Source organism: Rhodococcus sp. Q1, assembly GCF_004153645.1.
Classification (GTDB): domain Bacteria; phylum Actinomycetota; class Actinomycetes; order Mycobacteriales; family Mycobacteriaceae; genus Rhodococcus; species Rhodococcus gordoniae.
Map to the genome: position 1 here is coordinate 572,708 of NZ_SDMJ01000001.1, position 18,590 is coordinate 591,297.

General features: G+C 65.7%; 15 protein-coding genes. 13 read left to right on the forward strand and 2 right to left on the reverse strand.

The features are described from left to right. Position 1: 1 nt before the first annotated feature. A complete protein-coding gene (locus tag EQ874_RS02740; protein ID WP_129975402.1) occupies positions 2-1,378 on the reverse strand; it encodes an MFS transporter in 1,377 nt (458 codons plus the stop codon). Positions 1,379-1,833: 455 nt separating this feature from the next. Here EQ874_RS02740 and EQ874_RS02745 point away from each other — a divergent pair, with 455 nt between their 5' ends. Beyond that, the gene (locus tag EQ874_RS02745; RefSeq protein ID WP_129975404.1) at positions 1,834-2,868 is read left to right on the forward strand and encodes a helix-turn-helix domain-containing protein; all 1,035 of its coding nucleotides are present in this window, start codon (positions 1,834-1,836) and stop codon (positions 2,866-2,868) included. A 77-nt stretch (positions 2,869-2,945) separates the two neighbouring features. Here EQ874_RS02745 and EQ874_RS02750 read toward each other — a convergent pair whose 3' ends face one another. Next, complete coding sequence (locus EQ874_RS02750; RefSeq protein ID WP_129975406.1) at positions 2,946-4,016, reverse strand: Zn-dependent alcohol dehydrogenase; 1,071 nt, start codon at positions 4,014-4,016, stop codon at positions 2,946-2,948. A gap of 472 nt (positions 4,017-4,488) precedes the next feature. Here EQ874_RS02750 and EQ874_RS02755 point away from each other — a divergent pair, with 472 nt between their 5' ends. The 12 genes from EQ874_RS02755 to EQ874_RS02810 all read left to right on the forward strand — a co-directional run bounded on the left by EQ874_RS02755 (position 4,489) and on the right by EQ874_RS02810 (position 18,578). Then, positions 4,489-5,526 (forward strand): Rieske 2Fe-2S domain-containing protein, encoded by a 1,038-nt coding sequence (locus EQ874_RS02755; protein ID WP_242496611.1) that lies wholly within the window; start codon positions 4,489-4,491, stop codon positions 5,524-5,526. After that, entirely contained in the window at positions 5,523-6,680 is a 1,158-nt protein-coding gene (locus EQ874_RS02760; protein ID WP_129975409.1) for an acyl-CoA dehydrogenase family protein, read from the forward strand. Before EQ874_RS02755 ends, EQ874_RS02760 begins: the two co-directional genes overlap by 4 nt. 9 nt (positions 6,681-6,689) lie before the next feature. Continuing rightward, entirely contained in the window at positions 6,690-7,772 is a 1,083-nt protein-coding gene (locus tag EQ874_RS02765; protein WP_129975411.1) for an acyl-CoA dehydrogenase family protein, read from the forward strand. Beyond that, the gene (locus EQ874_RS02770; protein ID WP_129975413.1) at positions 7,769-8,572 is read left to right on the forward strand and encodes an enoyl-CoA hydratase; all 804 of its coding nucleotides are present in this window, start codon (positions 7,769-7,771) and stop codon (positions 8,570-8,572) included. Before EQ874_RS02765 ends, EQ874_RS02770 begins: the two co-directional genes overlap by 4 nt. Continuing rightward, positions 8,569-10,143, forward strand: coding sequence for an AMP-binding protein (locus EQ874_RS02775; protein ID WP_129975415.1), 1,575 nt, complete (start codon positions 8,569-8,571; stop codon positions 10,141-10,143). Before EQ874_RS02770 ends, EQ874_RS02775 begins: the two co-directional genes overlap by 4 nt. Positions 10,144-10,188: 45 nt before the next feature. Then, on the forward strand, positions 10,189-12,087 hold the full coding sequence (locus EQ874_RS02780) for an NAD(P)/FAD-dependent oxidoreductase (protein ID WP_129975417.1): 1,899 nt from the start codon (positions 10,189-10,191) through the stop codon (positions 12,085-12,087). 32 nt (positions 12,088-12,119) lie between these two features. Continuing rightward, on the forward strand, positions 12,120-13,040 hold the full coding sequence (locus EQ874_RS02785) for a TIGR03619 family F420-dependent LLM class oxidoreductase (RefSeq protein WP_129975419.1): 921 nt from the start codon (positions 12,120-12,122) through the stop codon (positions 13,038-13,040). Positions 13,041-13,399: 359 nt separating this feature from the next. Further along, positions 13,400-14,293: a cyclase family protein gene (locus EQ874_RS02790; RefSeq protein ID WP_129975421.1), complete on the forward strand. Its 894-nt coding sequence runs from the start codon at positions 13,400-13,402 to the stop codon at positions 14,291-14,293. 30 nt (positions 14,294-14,323) lie between these two features. Beyond that, positions 14,324-14,791, forward strand: coding sequence for a VOC family protein (locus EQ874_RS02795; protein WP_129975423.1), 468 nt, complete (start codon positions 14,324-14,326; stop codon positions 14,789-14,791). Between the two features lie 116 nt (positions 14,792-14,907). After that, positions 14,908-16,752: an NAD(P)/FAD-dependent oxidoreductase gene (locus EQ874_RS02800; RefSeq protein WP_165369180.1), complete on the forward strand. Its 1,845-nt coding sequence runs from the start codon at positions 14,908-14,910 to the stop codon at positions 16,750-16,752. A gap of 93 nt (positions 16,753-16,845) precedes the next feature. Further along, entirely contained in the window at positions 16,846-17,640 is a 795-nt protein-coding gene (locus tag EQ874_RS02805) for a hypothetical protein (RefSeq protein WP_129975427.1), read from the forward strand. Beyond that, entirely contained in the window at positions 17,637-18,578 is a 942-nt protein-coding gene (locus EQ874_RS02810; protein WP_242496612.1) for an NAD(P)-dependent oxidoreductase, read from the forward strand. The genes EQ874_RS02805 and EQ874_RS02810 overlap by 4 nt, the downstream gene beginning before the upstream one ends. Positions 18,579-18,590: the final 12 nt, after the last annotated feature.

Sequence of the window (18,590 nt, forward strand, 5' to 3'; positions counted from 1 at the left end):
GTCAAACCACTTTCGGGATCGGTGAGGACATCTCGGCCGGATCCGTGCCGGCGGATTCGGTGTCACCGGTGATGAGCGAGGCTTCCGGTGCAGCGCTGCTCTTACTGTTCGGCATGGTGGCGATCACCACGATGCCCAGGAGGGCTGCAGCGCCGACGACGCCCGACGCGGCGTAGGAATTCTCTGTGACCGCGGTGAATTTCCCTGCGAGATAAGGTCCGAGTCCTCCACCGATCGCCGATCCCAAACCGAATCCGATGGCAGCGCCGGTATAGCGGACAGCGGCAGGGAATGCCGACGTGAGCGTCGCGTAGACAGGGACGGCGGATGCTCCGGCAAGGCCGACGAGGAGCATGTGACCGGAAGCGGTGACGATCAGGTTTCCATCGGTGGCCTTGATGAAGTACATGATCGGGAACATCGTGATCAGTATCGTGCCCAGCCCCATGATCATGGTGTTCCTGCGACCGCTCCTGTCGATCAGGAAGCCGGCCCCGAATCCGATGACGATGGCGAAGGTGGATCCGGCGGTGGCGATCCAGGCTGTGACTCCCGGGGACATACCGACCTCCTGCTGCAGGAACAACGGCATGTATGCCGGAACCACGTACCCGATCGCGAGTACAGAGGTGCTGAGTGCGATCACTCGGAGCAGGGTCGCGGGGTACCGGGTGAGGACCGAACGCACGGGGGAGGACTGAACCTTGTGCGCACCGGCGAGCTGCTGGAAATCGGGTGATTCCTCCAGGCGCTTACGCAGGTACAGCACGTACAGCATCAAGGGCAACGACATGAGGAGCGGAATCCGCCAGGCCCAGTTCGCCATCGTCTCTTCGGAGGTCAGGGAGGTGGTGAGGGCGACGGCCAGGGGAGCGAGGGCGGCACCGAAGGCGAAGCCCACCGGTGTCATCGCGCTCAGGATGCCGTAGTTCTTGGCGGAGGCGTGCTCGGTGACGAAGGTAGCCGAACCCATCTGCTCGCCGCCGGCGAAGAATCCCTGCAGCATGCGAGTGAAGACGAGTAGGACCGGGGCCATGATTCCGACGGTGGCGTGCGTCGGCAGCAGGCCCATGAGAACAGTGGCCCCGCCCATGCCGGAGATCGTGACGATCAGAGCGAAGCGACGACCGTATCGGTCACCGATCCGGCCGAAGACGATGCCGCCGATGGGGCGTGCAAGAAAGCCGGTACCGAGAACCGCGAGCGAGCTCAGTACTCCGGCCGCGGGGTTGTCGCTGGGAAAGAACAGAGGCGACAGGTAGGCGATGAGGAAGGTGAAGACCATGAAGTCGTAGGCCTCGACGGCAGTTCCGAAGAAGCCCGCGAGCGATGCCCTGCGGGCCAGGCTGGGTGACGCCGCGATCTCGGGTGAGTTCATATCGATCCTGTTCGGTTGCGTCCCCCGGTGTGTTCACCGGGGGAAGTTCGGTTCCGACTCGGTGCGGGCGGGTCTCGTGAGCGGACCTCGCAGATGTCGAGGCCTCCGCGACGGGCGGCGGCGTGTGTATCTCCGACTCACATTCGATGTGGCCCGGTCTTGTCCGGGCCGCTACCGGGCACGTAGCCGAGCAGCGTCCGGGATCCGGGCATGAATGTGGTGGTGACGCGGCCGTGCCGAGTCGCCACCGACCAGTGACTGCGGTCACAGTAGCCATTGGCTACACTGTCGTCAATACGTTGCGGGGCATTGTTCCGTCGAGTGGGATGACAGGACGGAGGAGATTCGCGAAGATGGGGTGCGACATCGGAACACCGATCGATCGCCGTCTGCACCGGCAAGCGGATTCGCCACGCGAATCCCGCTGTCGCCGATCATGATAGGGTCTGCGCCATATGGAGCACCTCAGTGAGACCGCCGCCTATGCCGACGACGTCTGGACCACGCCGCAGGTGGCGAGCTTCCTGGATATCAGTCGCCAGGCGATCAACAAGCGTGTCCGGAGCCGGAAGATGCTCGGTTATGCGGGCGACGGGGTGACGCTCTTCCCGGTATGGCAGTTCGACACCGACAATCGCAGAATCCACCCGGAGGTCCCCGAGCTCCTCGCGGCCTTCGACGAGGACATCGAACCGGCTGCCATCGCTCTGTGGGCGATCACGAAGGCCGAGGGATTCGATCGGACTCCGGCCGAGCTACTGCTGGATCCCGAGACCAAGGACGACGCACTGCGGTTGGCCGGCACCTGCACGACCGGCTCGATCGAGGAACATCCTGCACTGCAGGCCGAACCCGACCCCGACATCGCGGAGAAGAAGATCGCCGAGTGGAGGCCCACCCGCCCGGGAGCATCCGGAGCGCAAGAGGCCATCCTTCTCGCGGCTGCCGACCTCTTCTCACGCAAGGGCCCTGCGAAGGTGACGCTCCGGGAGGTCGCCGCTGCGGCGGACGTGTCGTACGGGCTGATCCACCGGTTCTATCGCACCAAGGAGAATCTGCTGGTGGCGGTGATGGAATTGCTGGTGGGTTACGGCGGTGAGCGTCTGTCCGAGGAGAAGGACGTCTATGCCGCGATCGACAACTCCATCGGCGCCGATCTCGACTCGGGTCAGTTCGGCCGGATGTTGATGTGGTCGATCTTCGAAGGGATCGAGCCGGATCGGCTGCTCGGAGAAGCACGGTCGAACGGTTATCGCGCGCAGATCGACGCACTCTGGGAGAACCCGGTCGAGCCGGATGTTCGGGCCGAGTTCGATTCGAGTGTGGTGGCGGGACTTCTCGGTGTCGTCGGTTCGGTATGGGATCTGTACGAGCCGTACATGATCGAGCTCGCCGACAATCGGTGGCGTAGCCGGGACGATCTCCGGCAGGAGGTCACCGAGCTGCTCAAGCTTCTCGTGTACGCAGCCCGGCCCGACCGCGACGGGTGAGGCGTTCAGGGCGTCGACGGTATCGGAGCAGGCGGAAGACCTGCGAGGTCTTCCGCCTGTTCTCGTCGTAGGGTGTATCAGGACGGCATCAGCAGCACGCCGCGGTCGAGCTTCCCGGCTCGGGCGTCGTCCACGAGGGACTCGAAGTTCTCCAGCTCGTAGGTCTTGGTGACGAGCTCGTCGAGGAGGAGCCGGCCGGACAGGTACATCTCCACGTACTTCGGGATGTCCGCGCCCGGGCGTGAGGAGCCGTAGCGGCATCCCAGCACCGAGCGGTCCATGTAGAAGGTGGTGGCCGGGACCGACAGCTTGGCCTCGGGCCCGGCGACACCGAGCATGATCAGCTGCCCGCCCCAGTCGAGCATCTCCATCGCCTGGCTGGTGATGGCCTCACCGCCGACGCAGTCGAAGACGTGAGCGGCGCCGCCGTCGGTGAGTTCCCGGATCGCGGCGACGGTGTCGCCGGCGGTCGCATCGACGAAGTGGGTGGCGCCGAACAGGCCGGTCTTCGCCTCCTTGTCGAGGTTCGTGTCGATGGCGACGATCGTCGTGGCGCCGGCGATGCGGGCGGCCTGGATGACGTTGAGACCGATGCCACCGGCACCGATGACGACCACCGAGTCGCCGGGGGCGACACGGGCACGGTTGAACACCGCCCCGGCCCCGGTGAGCACCGCGCAACCGATCAGGCACGCCGTCGACAGCGGGACCTCCTTCGAGATCGGCACTGCCTGTCCGGCCTTGACGACGATGCGCTCGGTGAAGGTCGACAGGGCCGCGTAGTTGTGGATCGGGGTGCCGTCGAGTTCGAAAGGGGTGTCCCGGTTGCCGAACGACGCGCGGCACATCGTGGGACGTCCGGAGGTGCACGCAACGCACTGGCCGCATGTCGCCAGCGTCGACAGCACGACGTGGTCGCCGACGGCGGGCGTGCTCACACCCGGCCCGACGGCCTCGACGATGCCGGCGCCTTCGTGTCCGAGGATGACGGGGGTGGGGAACGGGATCTTGCCGTTGACCACGCTCAGGTCGCTCTGGCACAGACCGCTCGCGACGATGCGGACCTGAACCTCACCCGGACCGGGAGCACGGACGGTGACACCGTCGACCAGCTTGTTGACGGTGCCGTCGAAGACGATCGCTTTCAATTCTCGACCTCGCTGTCGATGCGAACCCACCCGCACGAAGCGCGGAAGCGTAGTGCGTGGGGCGGGAAACGAAGGGATGGTAGGAAATCCGGGCCACCGCGGTGGCACCTGTATCGATGCTGGTGATGCTAGGGCCGGCGGGTTCGACCGTCAAGCACTCGGCGTGTGCGTCGCGAGCCTGCCCCGGTACACCACCGCGACGCGTCGGCGCCCTCTCTCATCTGCTGAAACGTCGTATTCCGATCGTCTTGTTGACGCAACCGTAGCCAGTGGCTACAGTGATGCCAGTCACGGCATACGGTTGCAGTGACCCCGGCTACCGAGTGGAGGATGCTCCGCCGGGTGCCGGTGAACGGGTATGCCGACGCATGCCTGCCGAGTGCGATCCGTGAAAGCCTTCGTCGTGGATAGTCTTCCGCGAAAGTCCGAAAGTGCCTCTGTTGCAACAGTTCAGGAGGATGAAGTGTCAGCCATGGCGTTATCGATGAAGCCGACGGGATGGTTCCAGATCGGTTGGTCCGACGATATCGGAGCCGGCGACGTCAAGCCGCTGCGTTACTTCGGCCACGACCTGGTCGCCTACCGCACCGAGAACGGCCGCCTCGTGGTCCTGAACGCCTACTGCGAGCACCTCGGTGCCCACATGGGCCACGGTGGCACGGTGGCCGGCGACGACATCCGATGCCCCTTCCACGGATGGCAATGGAGCCCGGAAGGCCGCAACACCTGCATTCCGTACCAGAAGGCCACGAACCGGGTCCGCAGGATCGGTACCTGGTCCACCGCCGAACGCGACGGAATCATGTACCTCTGGCACGACGCCGAGGGCCGCGACCCGCAGTACGACGTTCCCAGCATCTTCGATCTGTTCCCGACCTGCGGTACGGCGGACGACTACCACGAGCTCGGGGAGGCCGGCCGCTTCGAAAGCGACGAGCTGCCGATCCACCCGCAGTACGCCGCCGAGAACGGCGTCGACTTCGCGCACTTCAAGTACGTCCACCGCGCCGACGAAATCCCGACCGTCGTCCACCGCGAGTTCGGCGACACCGACTTCAAGACCGAGCTGGCCCTGAACTTCAAGCGACGTGGCGTCGACGGCGCGTACGAACTCGTCGAAGGCCGCACCCGCGCTTCGCTTCTCGGCCTCGGGCTCGGTTTCTCCCACGCCGACGGCGTCGGCTCCATCTGCTCGCTGACCGCCGTCACCCCTGTCGACGACGAGCACTCGATCGTGCGGTTCTCCGCGTGGGCGAGCAAGGAGGACGGCGAGGACGAGACCCGAGTGGCCAAGCGACAGCGGAACGCCGTCGGACAGTTGAAGGCCGACATCGCTATCTGGGAGCACCAGCGCTACACCGAGCCCCCGGGTCTCGCGACCGCCGAGGCTGCGGGCTTCCGTGACATCCGTCAGTGGGCCCGCCGCTTCTACCCCGAAGGTCACCTCGGCAGCGGTGCCGCCGAGCAGACCGCGGGAACCGACGAATTTCAGGCAGGAAACGCCTCATGAGACCGACCCTGACAGAAGAGCACGAGGCCTGGCGCGCCGAGATCCGGGAGTTCCTCGACGCCGAGCTGCCGAAGGAACACGCCTTCAACCCCGAGTTCGACGACGCGCCCGAACAATGGGCCATCGCCGTCGAATTCAGCAAGAAGATCGCCGCCAAGGAATGGATCGGCCTGACCTGGCCGAAGGAGTACGGCGGCAAGGGGTTGACCCCGATCTTCAATCAGATCTTCCTCGAGGAGCTGTACGCGGCCGACGCGCCTCTGATCAACTCCGTCGGCATCTTCCTCGCCGCCGGCACCATCTTGGTGGGTGGCACCGAGGAACAGAAGAAGCGGCTGCTGCCCGACATCGCGAACATGCGCACCCTCTGGGCCGAGGGCCTGACCGAACCCGGAGCCGGTTCCGACCTCGGCTCGCTGCGGACCAAGGCCGTCAAGGACGGTGACGATTGGGTCATCACCGGCGAGAAGGCATTCACCTCCTGGGGACCGATGTCGGACGTGCTGTACGTGGCCGCCCGCACCGACCCCGAGGCGAGCCTGAGCGCCGGCGTCAGTATCTTCGTCGTCGGCCTGAACACCCCTGGCGTCACCCTGCACCCGATGCGCAACTACGGCGGCGGCGTCCAGTCGAGCACCTTCCTCGACCACGTCCGTGTGCCGGCGTCCTCGCTGATCGGCGAGGAGGGCAAGGGCTGGCAGTACATCATGCGTGCCTTCTACGCGTCGGGGACCGTCGAGCCGATCTACGCCATGCAGGAAGCGCGGCTGCGCGACCTGCTCGAGTACTGCAAGGCGATCCCGGGCAAGCTCGACGACCCGCACGTGAAGGCAGACCTGGCCGAACTCGCCGGCATCGTCCAGACCCAGCGCCTGCTCGCCTACGAGATCATCGGCGACAACGCCCACGGTCGCCAGACCCCGTGGGGCGGTGGTGTCCAGCAGGTCGCCGCCAAGGAGTACGAACCGCTGTTCGCCCAGATCTACGACCGGGTGCTCGGCCCGACCAGCCAATTGCGGTCGGGATCGTCGTACGCCCCCCTCAACGGAAAGCCCGAGGCGTGGTACCGGCAGTCCTTCGCCAACCACGCCGGAGGAACGTCCCAACTCAAGCGGATGGTGCTCGCGACGCGGGGCCTCGGCCTGCCCCGATAGGAGCTGAAGATGGAATTGGCATGGGGCGAGGACTTCGCTGCCCTCGCAGATGTGAGCAAGTCGGTGTTCGCGCGGTACTCGCCGCTCGAGGACCGATCCAACACGGTTCCGTTCGCGGACCAGGTCGCGCAGTTCGCCGAACTCGGCTGGCTGCAGCTCGGTGACCCGACCGGCGCCGACGCCGACAGCCCGTCACTCGCGACGATCGCCGGCATCTTCGTCGAGGCGGGACGGGCGCTGGCCGCCACTCCGCTGCTCGAACTGACGATGTCCCGCGACGCCGCGCTGGTGATCGGCACCGACGAGGCGACGGGCCTCGCCAAGCGCATCGGCAACGGTGAGGCCGTGGTGGTCCCGGTGTTCCCGTCCCCCGAGTGGGGTTCGTCGGTGACCTACGAGAACGGCACGCTCGACGGGGTTGCCCTGGCCGTGGACCACGCGGGCGACGCCGACAGCTTCCTCGTGTACGCACCCGGCGAGGAAAGTGTTGTGGCAGTGGTGCAGGCGAGCTCCGCAACCGCTGTCGGCGCGATGCCGAACATGGGCGGATACCCGATGTTCGCAGTGACTTTCGACAAGCTGCCGCTGCCGGACGGTGCCGTGCTCGCCCGCGGCGCCGACGCCGACCGTGCCGTGGAGGTCGCCGAGCAGCGCGGAGCGGTGCTGCGCGCGGCGCAGCTCTACGGCGCCGGGCTGAAGCTGCTCGACATCACCGTGCTGTACGCGCAGCAGCGGCACCAGTTCGGTGGACCGATCGGCCGCTTCCAGGCGGTGCAGTATCTGTGCACCGACCTCGCGATTGCTGCGCACTTCACCTCGGTGCACGCCCGGTCGGCAGCTACCGCCCTCGACGCCGGTCTCGATCCGCAGCCGCACATCGGTCTGATGCGCAAGCAGGCGGCGAGGGCCGCGCAGGAGATCGTCCACTCGGCGCACGAGGTCCACGCCGGCATCGGATACATGATCGAGTCGAACGTGCACCTGTTCACCGACGCCGCCAAGCGCTGGCAGTTCGATTTCGGTTCTGCCGCACGCAACGACGCGGATATCGTCGAGGCTCTCGACCGCATCTACACCGGGACCGGCCGATGAGCTACATCGACTACCGCGTCGACGACGCTGTCGCCGTCATCAGCCTGAACCGTCCGGACCAGCACAACGCGCAGGACGCATCGCTGTTGCAGGACCTCGACGCCCGCTGGCAGGATGCCGCCCGCGACGATGCGGTCAAGGTGATCGTCGTGCGTGCCAACGGCGACAATTTCTCCGCCGGCCACGATCTGAAGACCGTGGCCCCGGGGTACTTCAAGGAGGGGAAGACGACCCTCGAGAGCGCCTACGGCTGGGAGACCGAGCACTATCTCGGCTTCTCCCGCAAGTGGCGCGACGTGCCGAAACCGTCGATCGCAGCCGTTCAGGGTGCCTGCGTTGCCGGGGCGCTGAACGTCATCTGGCCGTGCGACCTGATCGTCGCGGCCGACAACACCTATTTCAGCGACCCCGTCGTGAAATTCGGTGTCGGTGGCGTCGAATACCACGCGCACACATGGGAACTCGGCGCCCGGCGCGCCAAGGAGATGCTGTTCACCGCCCGGAAGCTCACCGCGGCCGAGGCGTTCGACACCGGCATGGTGAACCGCGTCGTCCCGCTCGACGAACTCGACACGCAGACCATGGACCTCGCGCGGGAGATCGCGCAGATGGACCCCTGGGGACTGGCCACCGCCAAGCGTGCCGTCAATCAGACCCTCGACATCATGGGTCAGCAGTCGGCGCTGCAGTCGGCCTTCGACATCCACTGGCACGGGCACGCGAATGCCCTGTTGCGCACCGGATATCCGCTCCTGACACCCGGCCCGCTTTCCTCGAAGACGAAGGAGGAGAACTCGTGAACTCGGACATCGCGCCGAACGACGCAGTCTCCCTGTGGGATCTGCTGACCCTGCGGGCCGAGGCCACCGGCGACGCCGTCGCCCTCATCGACGAGCACGATCGCCGCACGACCTTCGCCGAGGTCGTCTCCGTGGCCGAACGTGTCGCGGCCGGTCTGCTGGCCCGCGGTATCGTACCCGGCTCCACGGTGAGCTGGCAGCTGCCCACCCGCATCGAGACCGTCGTGCTCAGCCTGGCGCTGTCGCGTCTCGGCGTGACCCAGAACCCGATCATCCCGCTCTACCGGGCACGCGAGGTCGGGGCGATGCTTACCCAGTGCGAGTCGGAATGGCTGATCACCCTGGGAGAGTTCCGCGGCTTCGACCACGGCGCCATGGCCGAGGAGCTGCGTGCGGCGAGCGGTGGCCGCCTGAATCTGCTGATCGTCTCCTCCGAGCTGCCTGACGGCGACCCGGCCGGCCTTCCTTCCGTGCCGGTCGGCTGCGACGAGGTGCGCTGGATCTACACGACCTCCGGAACGACGTCGGCGCCCAAGGGGGTCTGCCACACGGACGGCACGCTCATCGCCGGCGGCGTCTCCCTCGCCGATGCGATCGGCGCGACGGCCGAGGACGTCGGCACCATCTTCTTCCCGTACGCGCACATCGGCGGCCCCGACCTGCTGATCGCCTCGCTCAACACCGGCATGACGCTGACGCTCATGGAGGTCTACGAGCCGCGTGCCGCAGTGGACCTGATGCGTCGTGCGGGCGTGACCATCACCGGCGGTTCGACCCCGCACTACGCCCTGCTGCTCGAGGAACAGCGGAAGAACCCGGGCGCTCGCGTGGTTCCGACCCTGCGCATGCTGACCGGCGGTGGAGCGCCCATGCCGGAGAAGCTGTTCCGCGACGTGCTCACCGAGATGGGCATCCCGATCCTGCACGCCTACGGCATGACCGAGTGCCCGATGATCACCTCGGCGCGGATGAGCGACAGCATCGAGCAACTGGCCACCACCTCCGGTCGTCCCGTGCTCGGTTGCGAGGTGCAGATCCGTACCGAGGAGGACGACGTGCTGCCCACCGGAGAGGTGGGCCGGGTGTGGCTGCGCGGCCCGATGTTGTTCAAGGAGTACCGCGCCGACGGTGAGATCATCCGTCCCTTCGACGCCGACGGCTGGATGTTCACCGGCGACACCGGCAGGCTCGAGGCGGAGGGCCATCTGGTCCTCGTCGGCCGGGAGAAGGACCTGATCATCCGCAAGGGCGAATCGATCAGCCCCACCGAGATCGAAGAGGTGCTCGCGGCGCATTCCGCGGTCGCGGACGTCGCCGTCATCGGCCTGCCCGACGACCGGTCGGGTGAGCGCATCTGCGCAGTGCTGCAACTGCACGAGGGTGCAGCCGATCTCGACGTCGACGAGATCCGTGCGTACTGCCGGGAGGTCGGTATCTCGCCGGCGAAGTTCCCCGAGGACGTCGTGATCGTCTCGGAGATGCCGAAGACCCCGACGATGAAGATCCGTAAGCAGCACCTCCGGCAGTCCGTCATCGACCAGCGGGCGCTGTCCGGCGCGGCCCTCGACTGACACGGCCCCCGTGCCCGCCCCCGAATCCGAGAATTGGAAGTTCCCATGCCAGGACGTAGCTTCATAGAGCGCGCCGTCGAGTGCGCCGACACCAATGCGTTGCGGATGGCGCTGTACCAGGCGACCCGTGACGCGGAGATCGCCGCGATCACCCCCGAACGCGTCTTCGGCCCGACGACGGACGCGGTCGTGTTCTCCGACGAGGACACCGCGCTCATCCGGGCGAAGTCCGTCGAGTACCTGCTCACCGAACCGGACGAGTCGGCGCTGCCGGTCCCGTCGCGGGACGAGATCGTCGAGCTGCTCGAGATGGCGGAAGCCCGCACTCTCGGACCCGACGATCTGATCATGCGGCACAAACTCCCGGCCTTCCCCGACCTGCCCTATCAGGCACAATGGCACGGGGAGAAGGTGATTCCGGAGGGCTACCACGTCGCGATCATCGGTGCGGGCTTCGCCGGTATCGCCATGGGTGTGCAGCTGGCGAATCTCGGCGTCCCGTTCACGATCTACGAGCGTCGCGCCGAGGTCGGCGGGGTGTGGAGCATCAACACCTACCCCGACGTGCGCGTCGACACGGTGAGCTTCACCTACGAGTACGCCTTCGAGAAGAAGTACCCGTGGACCGAGTACTTCGCCCGCCAGTCGGACGTGCGCGCGTACATCGACCACGTGGCACGCAAGTATGGTGTGTACGAACATATCCGGTTCGGCTCCGACGTCACCGAGGCTCGTTTCGACGAGCCGACTCAGCGCTGGACACTGACCGTGCAGGGCGAGGAGTCCGTCACCGAGGTCGAAACGAATGTGGTCGTCGCTGCCAGCGGTGTGTTCGCGACGCCGCGTGAGCTCTCGGTGGAAGGCGTCTCCGACTTCACCGGCCAGATCGTGCACACCGCCCGGTGGAACGAGGACGTCGAGTACGCCGGCAAGAAGGTCGCCGTGATCGGCAACGGCTCGACCGGCGTGCAGTTGTTGTCGAAGATCGCCGAGAAGGCCGAATCCGTGACGGTGTACCAGCGCACACCGCAGTGGATCTCGCCGCGAACCAACTACGGCGTGCCGATCTCCGACGAGCTGCAGTGGCTGATCCAGAAGATGCCGTTCTACTGGAACTGGAACAAGTACGTCGCCGGCCTGGCCACCATCGACCTGCGCAACGTGCTCATGCCGGACGCGGAGTGGATCGCGAACGGCGGGCAGATCAGCAAGCGCAACGACATGCTGCGCGAGATCCTGGTCGGCTACATCTCGGCACAGGTCGACGGCCGGCAGGATCTCATCGACAAGCTGATCCCGGACTACCCGCCGATGACGCGACGCCCGGTGGTCGACAACAACTGGTACGCCTCGCTGACCAGGAACAACGTCGAACTTGTGACGACCCCCATCGAACGGATGACCGACACCGCGATCGTCACCGCCGACGGGGAGACGCGCGAGACGGAACTGGTCATCGCCGCGGTCGGATTCCAGACCGAGAAATACATCTGGCCGACGCAGTACCTCGGCCTCGGTGGTGTGACCCTCGAAGACGTCTGGACCGCGCAGGGTGCGCAGGCACACCTCGGCATGACCGTGCCGGGTTTCCCGAACATGTTCATGCTGTACGGCCCCAACTCGCAGCCGGTGGCCAGCGGTGCAGGTCTGCCGGTGTGGTTCGAGGTCTGGACAGGGTACATCGCCGAGTGCATCGTGGGGATGCTCGAGAAGGGCCGGGCGTCGATGGTCATCCGCAAGGACGCCTTCGACGAGTACAACGAGCAATTGCACGAAGAGGCCAAGAAGCTCATCTACCTGATGCCGAACTCGGCGATGGAGAAGAACTACTACGTCAACGAGTTCGGCCGGCTGCAGATGAATGCACCGTGGAACGGTGAGAAGTACTACGAACTGTGCGAGAGCCCGGACGAGTCGCACTACGACTTCACCGAGGCGCCGTAGGGCCCCGGGTCCACGAACGAAGGACCACCGAGATGCGGTTCACTCTGGAGTATCCCGGCGACGTCGCAGGTGCGGCTCCCTGTTTCCGTGAGGGTCCCGTGCTCGCTCGGATCAGCAGGGAAGCGCAGGATCACGGCTTCGAGGCGCTGTGTCTGGCCGATCATCCGGCACCGTCCGCGAAGTGGTTCGAGGCCGGTGGGCACGACAGCTTCGAACCGGCGGTCGCGCTGGCGTACGCGGCGGCGGCCACCACATCGTTGAAGTTGATGACGAACCTCTACGTGTTGCCCTTCCGCAACCCGTATCTCGCCGCCAAGGCGCTGACCACTCTCGATCTTCTGTCCGGGGGACGCCTGGTCGTGGGGGTGGGGGCAGGTTACCTGCGATCGGAATTCGCCGCGTTGGGTGTGAGCTTCGACGACCGCGCCGCACTCTTCGACGAGGCCATCGATGCACTGCGGCACATCTGGTTCTCGCCGTCGACACCGGTGACCGGTGAAAGGTTCGGCGGTACCGGGGAAATGCGTCTGTACGGTCCTGTGCAGCAACCGCATCCGCCGCTGTGGATCGGTGGCAACAGTCGTGCCGCGATCAGGCGGGTGGTGAGCGCGGGGGAGGGGTGGTGCCCGGTCATCGGGTCCGAGCGGATGACGTCCTCCGTTCGGACGGCTTCGATGGCGGGCGTGGAGGATCTGCGTCGGGGCGTGGTGCGCCTGCGGGACGAGCTGCTGCGCGCCGAGCGCGACCCGGCGCAGATCTCGATCCAGGTGGGCGCCCCGCCGGTCGATCTCGCCGATTCCCGCTCCGTGATGCGGTTCGTCGAGCAGGCCGGCGAACTGGCGGAGGTCGGTGTCACGCATCTGTGTGTGCATGCCGACGCTCGGTCGATGAATGCCGCGTCGGAGTTCGTCGCCGGATTCGGGGAGCAGATCATCCGGCCGCAGTCGGGTTGACGTCGAGGCCGGGGATCTGCGTCGCGTTCTGCGGCCCGTCCCCGCGTGGACACGTGGACGCAGATATGTCAATGGGAAATGTGCGGCCTGTTATGCCAGGTGGATTCTGAATCCTTACTTGTGACCGCTCTTTCGCGGTCCCGTGCTACGCAGTGGCGGAATCCCGCTCGAAGCCGAACCGAATTCGGGCCGAGTTGTTGACGCAAACGTAGCCGGTGGCTACAGTGAGTCCGGTCACAAGTCGTGTGGGTAGATGTCGTCGTTCATGGATTCGATTCGTACTTGCTGTCCGGCACGTCCCGAACCGACCGACAACCACCCCCGAACCTCGTTACCGAGGACCCGATGTTGAGGAGTCGATGTTGAGCACGCGTAAGTCGAACTGGGGCCGCTGGGGCGAAGCGGATGAGCTGGGCGCCCTCAACCACCTCACACCGGAGCGGGTCCTCTCCGCCCTTCGCCTGCCCAAGACGGGCAAGACCTACAGTCTCAGCATCCCGATCCAGCGATCCGGCGTGCCGAACCTCGAATACCGCGGAATCCCGCAGCGGCTGACCCTGACCAACCATCAGGACGAGGCGATGGCGCGCGCCAACGGCGGTGCCCCGGGCGTGGGTGCCAACGAGGACCAGCTCGTCATGCCGTCGCACACCTCGACGCACATGGACGCACTGTGTCATGTCTACGCCGACAACAAGATCTACAACGGCTACCCCGCCGATCAGGTCACCCCGTACTCGGGTGCGGCCAAGTGCAGCATCGACAAGGTCGGCGGCATCGCCGGCCGCGGCGTCCTCATCGACGTCGCCACCTCGAAGGGCGTCGACCTGCTCGAACCGGGTTACGTCATCACCGTCGCCGACCTGCAGAAGGCGCTGGACGATCAGGACGTCGAACTGCAGACGGGCGACCTGGTGCTCATCCGCACGGGATGGCTGGAGGACTATCTGGTCAACCAGGGCGAGATGATGCCGCAACCAGGAATCGGCCTCGAAGCGGCTGCCTTCCTCGCCGAGAAGGACGTCGCGCTGGTCGGTTCCGACAATGCAGCGATCGAGCCGATCCCCTTCGATCAGAATGTCTACCTCGGCGGACACATCATCCTGCTCGTCGAGCACGGCATCTACCTGGTCGAGAACATGAACCTCGCAGAACTCGCCGCCGACAGATGCTACGAGTTCCTGCTGACCATCGGCGCCCTGAAGATCACCGGCGGAACGGCGAGCCCGGTTACCCCCGTCGCCGTCGGCTGACCGCACCCCTCACACGAACAGGACCTCCGGATGACTGCGAACACCGAAGCCACCGTGCACACGTACCGCACTTCCCATGTCGGGTTGTGTGTCTCCGATCTCGCCAAGAGTCTTCGCTTCTACTGCGACGGACTGGGTTTCATCAAGATCATGGAATACGACATCGACGAGCAGATCCCTGAGGTGGATGCACCGTGCAGCCTCACCTCGACCTTCCTGGAGAAGGACGGACTGCGCATCGAACTGCTGTCCTACCGGCAGCCCGGTGTGATCGGTACGCCTCCCACCCGTCGTAACCATCTGGGCATGACCCACCTGTCGTTCTTCGCCGACGACATCGACGCCGCGGCCGACGCGCTGTGCGAATACGGCGGCACGCTGGTGCCGGAGACCCGCGCCGGTCTGGGCGATCCGACCGCGCCGCAGTTCGTGTTCGTGGCCGACCCCGATGGCAACCGCGTCGAACTCATGCACATCCCTGCCGGCACCCCCTGGTGACCGGGCCTGCGCCGGACTACGGCTTCCCCTCGATACCTCGCTGAATGCGTCACAGCGACGAATCCCCTCCGCCGCCGGATCGCGCACTTCGACGCAGTGACGACCAAAGGACTTTCATGACCGCTCCTGACACCACCGCACGCGACCCACACCTCTGGGAACCCCAGCGCAAGGTCGACGACCTCGAATGGTTCCGCGCGAAGTACGCCGAAGAGCGCGACAAGCGCCTGCCGAACACCGGTGCCGATACCTTCCAGGCGATCGACTTCGAAGGCAAATTCGCGGACTACGACGCCGACCCGTACGCGGACGGTCCGCGCACCACGCCGCCGCAGACCGCCGACCTGGACATGCTCGTCATCGGCGCGGGCTTCATGGGCATCAGTACCGGCATCGAGCTGAAGAAGATCGGCGTCACGAATTTCAAGATCCTGGACGTCGCAGCAGATTTCGGCGGCACCTGGTACTGGAACCGTTACCCGGGCGTGCGCTGCGACATCGAGTCGTACATCTACCTGCCGTACCTCGAGGAGACCGGTTACATCCCCACCGAGAGATACACGCGCGGCAGCGAGATCTTCGCCTACACCCAGTCCCTCTGCACGCAGTTCGGCCTGTACGAGCACGCCCTGTTCCAGACTCGGGTCACCGAGATGGAATGGGACGAGGACACCGCGCGGTGGACGGTGCGCACCGACGGCGGCGATGTGTTCCGCGCCCGCTTCGTCTCCACGCAGAGCGGCCTGTTCAGCCGCCCTCAGCTGCCTGGCATTCCGGGCATCGAGAAGTTCGCCGGCCACAGCTTCCACACCAGCCGGTGGGACTACGACTACACCGGCGGCGACACCACCGGAAATCTGACCGGGCTCCGCGACAAGCGCGTGGCCATCATCGGCACCGGTGCCACCGGCATCCAGGCCATCCCGCACCTCGCCGAGCACGCGAAGTCGCTGGTCGTCTTCCAGCGCACGCCCAGCCAGATCGCGCCCCGCGAGAACGCCCCGACCGACCTCGAATGGTTCAAGTCCCTGCCCGCGGGGTGGCAGAAGGAGCGTCGTGTCTCCTTCGACAAGTGCGCGATGGACCGCGCCACCGTCGACTGCGACGTCGACGACGGCTGGATCAAGTTCGCGAAGTACCAGATGCGTAAGATCTACGAGGCCGGCGGTGCGGAACCGACCCTCGAGCAGTACATGGACGCGATGGAGCGCTCGGACTACGAGTGGAACGAGATGTTGCGCGACCGGGTCGACGCCATCGTCAAGGATCCGGCCAAGGCCGACAAACTCAAGACCTACTACCGCACCATGTGCAAGCGACCGGGCTTCAGCGACGACTTCCTTCCGGTGTTCAACAAGGAATCCGTCCACATCATCGACACCTCCACCACGCCGATCGACCGGATCACCGAGGAGGGCATCGTCGTCGGCGACCGCGAGTACGAGGTCGACCTCATCATCTACGCGACGGGCTTCCAGCAGGGACGCACCTGGACCGACAAGGCCGGCTACGACGTGCTGGGCCGCGACGGCAACCGGCTGTCGAAGAAGTTCGCCGAGGGCGCGAGCACCTACCACGGCTTCCTCAGCAAGGACTTCCCGAACCTGTTCTTCCTGGGGTTCGTTCAGTCGACCCAGGTTTCGAACATCTCGAATCTCATCGACAACCAGGCCCGGCACATGGTCTACATGGTCGGCAAGTGCCTGAAGGAGGACATCCGGGCCATCGAACCGACCGCCGAGGCCGAGGCAGGTTGGAACGCGACCATCGCCGAACACGCGGAGATGCGACGGGAATGGAACCTCTCGTGCACTCCGGGCCACTACAACAACGAGGGCCGTGTCGACGACAAGCGCAGCACCCTTGCGGGCGGTCTGTACGGACCCGGCTACGAATATTTCGAGATGCTCGAGAAGTGGCGTGAGGACGACACCTTCGACGGCATCGCCGCGACCCGCTGAGCCGGCGGCATACCGACAGGAATTCTCGAGGACTGCGGGCAGCCGACCTTCCGGCTGCCCGTGCGTCCGGTTCACGAAAGTCAGGAGAGAGTAATGACGTTGACTCCGGTGCGACTCGGTTACGCACTGTTCACCATGGTGGATCCGTCGCGCGGTCATGAGGTCGAGTACAACCGCTGGTACGAGCGCGATCACCGCTACTCGGGCTGCATGGTCGGTCCGGGCTGGTTCACCGGCAGCCGTTGGGTCGCCACGAAGGCTCTGAAGGACCTGCGCTTCCCGGAGACCGGACCGGTCGCGACGAAGACCGAGAATGGTTCGTACCTTGCGATCTACTGGGTACACGAGCCCGATGCGGAAGTCGCAGACGCGTGGGCGCAGAAGCAGGTCGGCGAACTGTACGCCGCCGGCCGCGGCTTCGCCGAGCGTGAGCACGTCCACACCGGCCAGTACCTGCCGGACTCGACCGTCTCTGCGCAGGAGGACGGCGTCCCTCTCGAACTCGCACACGATCACCATTACGGCGGCCTCGTCACCGTGATGATCGAACCAGCAGAGGGCGTCGACCGCGCCGCCGCTATCGACATGATCGACAACGGACCGGCCGAGACCCTGGTCGGCAAGGGTGCCGTCGATCTGATCAGCAGCTGGCGAATGAAGCCCTGGCCCTCCGACCACAATGTGCCGATGAAGATGGGCAACGACGGCGGAACCACCGACCGCATCCTTCAGATGCTGTTTCTCGAAGACGAGCCGACCGCGAGCTGGCAGCACATCGTCGACTACGCAACGGATATCGAGAAGTCGGGTGCGGGCACGGTCACCTTCGCGTCGCCGTTCATCCCGACTGTGGTCGGTACGGACAAGTACACCGACGAATTGTGGTGAGACCTGTGTTGAGCGGTGAGAAGATCCTGGTGACCGGGGTGACCGGTCAGATCGCGTTCCCGATCGCGAGGACGCTGGCGGCCGAGAACGAGGTGTGGGGACTGGCGCGTTACAGCCGGCCCGACGACCGGCAGCGGGTGAGCGAAGCGGGAATCGTCCCGATCACCTGCGATCTCGGCAACGGCGACTTCGACGGTGTACCCGAGGATTTCACGTACGTCGTACATCTGGCGGCGAGTCTGGCTCCGGGTTGGGATTACGACGCCGCGATCCGCGCCAACGCAGAAGGCACCGGACTTCTCCTGCAGCACTGCCGGTCCGCCAAGGGCGCACTCGTGATGTCCACCCATTCGGTCTACCGCCCGCAGGACGACCCGATGTACCTGTTCACCGAACAGTCACCGCTGGGCGAGTGCAACAGCACCCACACCCCGACCTACTCGATGTCGAAGATCAGCCAGGAGGCCACCGCGCGGTTCGCCGCCCGCGCCTTCGGTGTTCCGGTGACGATCGCTCGGATGAACGCGTCGTACGGGCCCAACGGGGGACTCCCGGCCATGCACGTCGACGCCATCGCTGACGGCCGGCCGATCACCACCCGCTGGGATCCGTGCATGTACAGCCCGATCTACGAGGACGACATCAACACCCAGGTCGGTGCCCTGCTCGAGGCAGCCTCCACACCTGCTCTCATCGTCAACTGGGGTGGCGACGAACCGGTGAGCGTGCAGGAGTGGGCGGCCTACGCCGGCGAGTTGATGGGGGTCGAGCCCGTCGTCGACGTGACTCCGATCGAGGGAACGCTGCGCGGATCCATCGCGGACACCACGCTGCGTGCCTCCATCACCGGGCCGTGCACGGTGGATTGGCGTGAAGGCATCCGCCGGACGGTTGCCGCTCGTCATCCGGACAAGCTCATCGAGACCGTCCGCTCGTGAGCATCCTTTCGT

Bases quoted from the DNA above. Each gene is read 5' to 3' on its own strand.
- EQ874_RS02795 (WP_129975423.1), top strand. From the start codon at position 14,324: ATGACTGCGAACACCGAAGCCACCGTGCACACGTACCGCACTTCCCAT.
- EQ874_RS02790 (WP_129975421.1), top strand. From the start codon at position 13,400: ATGTTGAGCACGCGTAAGTCGAACTGGGGCCGCTGGGGCGAAGCGGAT.
- EQ874_RS02785 (WP_129975419.1), top strand. From the start codon at position 12,120: ATGCGGTTCACTCTGGAGTATCCCGGCGACGTCGCAGGTGCGGCTCCC.
- EQ874_RS02765 (WP_129975411.1), top strand. From the start codon at position 6,690: ATGGAATTGGCATGGGGCGAGGACTTCGCTGCCCTCGCAGATGTGAGC.
- EQ874_RS02740 (WP_129975402.1), bottom strand. From the start codon at position 1,378: ATGAACTCACCCGAGATCGCGGCGTCACCCAGCCTGGCCCGCAGGGCA.
- EQ874_RS02755 (WP_242496611.1), top strand. From the start codon at position 4,489: ATGGCGTTATCGATGAAGCCGACGGGATGGTTCCAGATCGGTTGGTCC.
- EQ874_RS02760 (WP_129975409.1), top strand. From the start codon at position 5,523: ATGAGACCGACCCTGACAGAAGAGCACGAGGCCTGGCGCGCCGAGATC.
- EQ874_RS02800 (WP_165369180.1), top strand. From the start codon at position 14,908: ATGACCGCTCCTGACACCACCGCACGCGACCCACACCTCTGGGAACCC.
- EQ874_RS02805 (WP_129975427.1), top strand. From the start codon at position 16,846: ATGACGTTGACTCCGGTGCGACTCGGTTACGCACTGTTCACCATGGTG.
- EQ874_RS02745 (WP_129975404.1), top strand. From the start codon at position 1,834: ATGGAGCACCTCAGTGAGACCGCCGCCTATGCCGACGACGTCTGGACC.
- EQ874_RS02780 (WP_129975417.1), top strand. From the start codon at position 10,189: ATGCCAGGACGTAGCTTCATAGAGCGCGCCGTCGAGTGCGCCGACACC.
- EQ874_RS02770 (WP_129975413.1), top strand. From the start codon at position 7,769: ATGAGCTACATCGACTACCGCGTCGACGACGCTGTCGCCGTCATCAGC.